Here is a 4,173-nt window from a genome sequence, read left to right as displayed (position 1 = left end):
GTTGCGCAATCCAGCATTCGCATCATTTACTAGCCAGTTACCCGCCTTCTCTGCACCAAGAGCCGAGAGTCCCTTCCCGATCAATTGCTGCCCTCCCAATACGATCGAGCCGAATCCATGCCCTAGGCCAGCGCCGAAGGTTGCCGTCTTGGATTGCGGATCGAAGAGTGGCGTCTTGGAAGTCGGTTGATCTGCATTCGTTGGAGCTGCAGCTGATGGCTTTTGATTGCCTACCTGTCTTGGAAATGCAGCATCAATCTGAGCATCGGAAAAGCCCATATCTTTTGTAGCTGCAGTGACTGCCGAAGGCTTTCCACCTCGGGGAAAAGCAGCATCGATATCAGCATCACTCAGAGGGGACGCTGAATTTCCGGCAGTCGGAACCCCAGGCAATGCTGCATTTTTGGTCGAGGCGGATGTGCCAATCCGTCCAATTACCTGCGCGGCATACGGATGGGTTCCCTTCGACACCTCCGGAGAACCTGCCCCTTCCTTATAGGCGATCAGCGCCTTGGCCGGATCGTTGAACTTGTCGAGTTGCTGCGACAAATACCAAGTACCCACATCTACCCCGATCTTCGGATTCAGCAGATCCTGCATGCTGTACTTAGTACCATTTGCCTTGTTGTAATCTGCTAGGGCTGCTTGACGGACTTGCATGGCGCCATATGCACCTTGACCACCACCTTCCGCATTGATGGCACCCGGATTTCCGCTCGATTCCTGTTGGACGACAGAGGACGATAACGCAGGATCGATGTTCCAGCGCTGTGCCGAAGCTTGGATGAATGACGACAGATCGGGCTGCTGAGCCTTGGCCATTACTGACCTCCTGGCATTTGGATGATCCCCTGACGAATCATGCCCCGGAAGTTCTGCATGAACGAATCGAAACTCTTTCCTTGACGGCTAGCGAACTGGCTTCGTTGCTCCGGGGTCATCTCCGAGTAAGCGAACGTGGCCGGGTCAACTGCCTTATTCCATTGCGATTGCCACTGATTGAACTTGTCAGGAGAGTTGCCAGAGTTCTGCCACGCATAGTTCTGCGCCTGACGCATCTTCAGGCCGGCAAGCGTTTTGACAAGAATATCGTCGTTCGCCAGATTAGAGATGTTCGGATTTGCATTGCCGGTGATTGCGGCATTAAGACGCGCATCCGTGCCGCTCCCGACAGATCCAGAGATCGAAGAAGCATAGTTCGTCATGATCTTCTTGAACTCGTCGTAGCTGGCAATCTTGTTGGGGTCATTCACGCCCATGGCCTTCAGCGCATCCCCGATCATCGGGGTTGATTGCAACGCAGATGCGAACGTGTTGCGCCAGTCAGTGCCCGGACCAGTTTTGATCTGGGAAAGTGCATCACGTGCAGTGTTGAGTAGATTCACTTGCATCGGCGTGTTATTCGCCTCATCAGCGAGGCGCTGCGCCGCTGCGGCCGATTGACCAGCCTGCGCCGTAGCGCCGGCGGATTGCGAGGCTTGTTGCGCCGGTGACAGCCCGGTTTGCAGCGCCCCGGCCGGCAGACCATTGGGAGCGCCCCCCGCGCTACCTTGGGCGCCAGGAAAGCGCCCGGTGTATCCCGGTTGCCCTGCAGCAGGTGCACTACCGCCCTGCATCTGTTGAAGTCTCTGCGCGCGCATCATGGTATAGGGCGTCCCTTCTGGCGTGACACCAGGGACTTCTGCGGAGGCTTCGCCAGGCGTTAACGTGTTTTGCAGAGAACCGGCGATGCTGGGCTTGCCGGTCAGCGGGTCGATGTTCAGCACCTGTGTCTGACCGCCCGTATTCAGTACTTGCGTGCGCGGCAGCATGGCTTGAATCTTGGCCTCCCCAGACAGCGAATTCAGATAGTGTTGCTTGATCCATTCGGCTTGTGCCGCCGGGTCGCCGGGAATGCTGGCCACTTCTCGCTGTGCTTGCTCGAGCGGCAACGTACCAGATGCCAAGGCTTGGCCCATTGCACCGATGATCTCGTTTTTCAGATCGCCTTTGCCATAGTTCGGCGACGACATGAGAGAGCCAATCCGGTTGCGAATATCGGTCTGTTGCTTCAGTGCCAGTTCCAGTTTGCCTGTGTCATACGTCAATTGCTGATTGCGCTGAGAGGCGATCTTCGCCATGAAATCAGGCAGGAATGCGCCCGCGCCGCCCTGTGTGGCGAGAGCCTGAAGCTTGCCGAAATCCACCTGGCCAGTTTGCGGGTCGGTTGCCTGCTGGTAGGCCTGCGAGATGATCTGATTGGCCCCCAGCTGCTGCGAAGCAGACTGCAGGCCGATAAGCCCGCGCGCGGTATCCACGGTCTGACCAAGTTGAGCCAGCCCCGTTTGTGGGGGCTTAATGCCGAGCGGAATGGATGCGTCGATCTGGGCCATGAGGTTCAACCGTATGCGTTCGGATCGTTAAAGTAGGTGCTGGGGTCGTTTGCGTTGTATTGCGTCGCCCACGACCCCGAACTAAAAGGGTTGTTGTTATTCCTCAATAGCGAATAGAGCCCGACCCCCGAGCCGATGGAGCCGATGCCTCCACTGATCGCATTTGCAGCGCCAATCTGGCCGGCTGCTTGAGCATTTGCCCCTCCCACCAGCATTCCCCCTGCATTCGAGGCCGTTTGAAGTCCCGCATTCCCGACGCCCGCAGCTGCATTCTGGCCGAGGCCTACAAGCCCAGCCAGCCGGTTGTACTGATCGGAGTTGACACCGTAGTTCGTCATGAACGACTGCAACGCATTTTGGTACTGTTGCTGGAACGTCTGATCGGCAAGCCCTGTCGTGTAATCTGAAATTCCTTTCATCTGGGCACCAGAGAGATTCAGCCCCTTTGCCGCCGCAGCATTATCGACACCCTTCAACCCCTGCTGAAGAGTGAACTGATACCCCGGCGTCTGCTCCAGTTGCTGTTGCGTCGGATCAAAAGAGAATTGCCGGTTCAATGCGCCGCCGCTCAGGAGTTGTTGCAACTGCGGAATCGAATTGCTGCCCAAATTCATATAGGGCTGCAAGTTCTGCTGCATCTGCTGAAACTGCTGCCACTGCAGATCGGCAGCACGATTTGCCGCGTCGGCTTGCGTGCTGGCCGCATCCTTTGCGCCTTTCGCGCCGAGTGCACCGCTGGCGACACCGCCAACGATTGCCCCTCCGGCTACTGCTGCTGCGACCATTTCAGTTCTCCGTTACAGCCACTTTTCGTACGTCGTCTCGACCGGCTTGAAGTCTAGATAGCGGAACAGCGCGGAGGCATCGTGCTGAACCTTGCTGCCCATCGCCCAACGCTTCACGCCGCGACGGCGCAACTCCTTTTCCACAAAACGCATCATCCTGACTCCGGCCATGCCAGTGCGCTTATCCTCGCGCACGAAGAAGATGTCAGGCGAGCAGGTGAGGCAGGAGCGGTAGTGCAGTCCTGGCGCGACGAATGCCACGAGATAGGCCACAATCACCCCTTCTTCACGCCCGATCACCATCATCAGCGAGCCATCTGCCTCTCTCGCGCGATAGACCTCAACCATCGGATCCAGCGGGACGTCATGGTCCTTGTGCGTCGAAATCTCACCGTAGTGCGCATGCAGCAACGGCAGGAGTTCTTCGTAGACATCTGAGAACCGCTCGACCATGAACGTAATCATCAGAACCTCAGATCAATGACAAGGTGGATGCGATCATTTGCGCTGTTGTTCAATACCTCATGCTCAATGGCATTCTGGAACCACCACACTTCGCCTTCCTTCATCCATACCGTTTCGTCTCCGCACCGGAAGGTGTTGCCCGGCTCGGACTGGATCACAATGTGATACCGATCCCAATACGATGCGTGCCAGTGCGAATCGGCATGCGGGAAGATGCTGCCGCCTGGAATGATGCGATTGATCATGCAGCGCCCGAGCCGCGTTGCGCCCGTTGCTGTCATCAGCGCCATGATTAGCGCGCGCGCCTCGGGCAGTTCGTTGACCTCTGCGCGCCACGGGCATTCGTGCAGGTCATGGCCAGCGAGTTTGTTCTCTTGATAGAGTTGCAGTTCTTCATCGGTTTCGACCGGCACATGGTCCTGAAACCTCAGATAGATCGTGTCCGTCTCGCCGAAGGGACCTTGAGGGAACTTGCGCAGAAAATCGTCTGCCTTCCACAGTTCCGACTTCCTGTAGATGGCATTCAGTAGAGGCTTCACATTCATCCCCTC

5 protein-coding genes are annotated in these 4,173 nt (G+C 57.0%); all 5 read right to left on the bottom strand.

Annotated features, from left to right (window positions below; translation table 11 throughout):
* The coding region (locus tag KF708C_RS36305) for a transglycosylase SLT domain-containing protein (protein WP_156174075.1) at positions 1–822 on the bottom strand (822 nt) is incomplete at its 3' end.
* The gene (locus KF708C_RS33995; RefSeq protein WP_059416275.1) at positions 822–2,372 is read right to left on the bottom strand and encodes a hypothetical protein; all 1,551 of its coding nucleotides are present in this window, start codon (positions 2,370–2,372) and stop codon (positions 822–824) included. The genes KF708C_RS36305 and KF708C_RS33995, both read right to left, overlap by 1 nt.
* 5 nt (positions 2,373–2,377) lie before the next feature.
* Positions 2,378–3,157 (bottom strand): DNA transfer protein p32, encoded by a 780-nt coding sequence (locus tag KF708C_RS36300; protein ID WP_156174074.1) that lies wholly within the window; start codon positions 3,155–3,157, stop codon positions 2,378–2,380.
* A 12-nt stretch (positions 3,158–3,169) separates the two neighbouring features.
* A complete protein-coding gene (locus KF708C_RS33990) occupies positions 3,170–3,622 on the bottom strand; it encodes a hypothetical protein (protein ID WP_059416273.1) in 453 nt (150 codons plus the stop codon).
* Positions 3,622–4,173 (bottom strand): aspartyl/asparaginyl beta-hydroxylase domain-containing protein (locus tag KF708C_RS33985; RefSeq protein WP_063923112.1); only part of this gene is annotated, 552 nt, incomplete at its 5' end. The genes KF708C_RS33985 and KF708C_RS33990, both read right to left, overlap by 1 nt.

Source organism: Cupriavidus basilensis, assembly GCF_000876015.1.
In the GTDB taxonomy this organism is placed as follows: Bacteria; Pseudomonadota; Gammaproteobacteria; order Burkholderiales; family Burkholderiaceae; genus Cupriavidus; species Cupriavidus basilensis_B.
The sequence above is the reverse complement of the archived record's forward strand: the minus strand, read 5'-3'. Positions and strand labels throughout refer to the sequence as shown.

Coding starts and splice junctions, on each gene's coding strand:
- KF708C_RS33995 (WP_059416275.1), bottom strand. CDS start 2,372: ATGGCCCAGATCGACGCATCCATTCCGCTCGGCATTAAGCCCCCACAA.
- KF708C_RS36300 (WP_156174074.1), bottom strand. CDS start 3,157: ATGGTCGCAGCAGCAGTAGCCGGAGGGGCAATCGTTGGCGGTGTCGCC.
- KF708C_RS33990 (WP_059416273.1), bottom strand. CDS start 3,622: ATGATTACGTTCATGGTCGAGCGGTTCTCAGATGTCTACGAAGAACTC.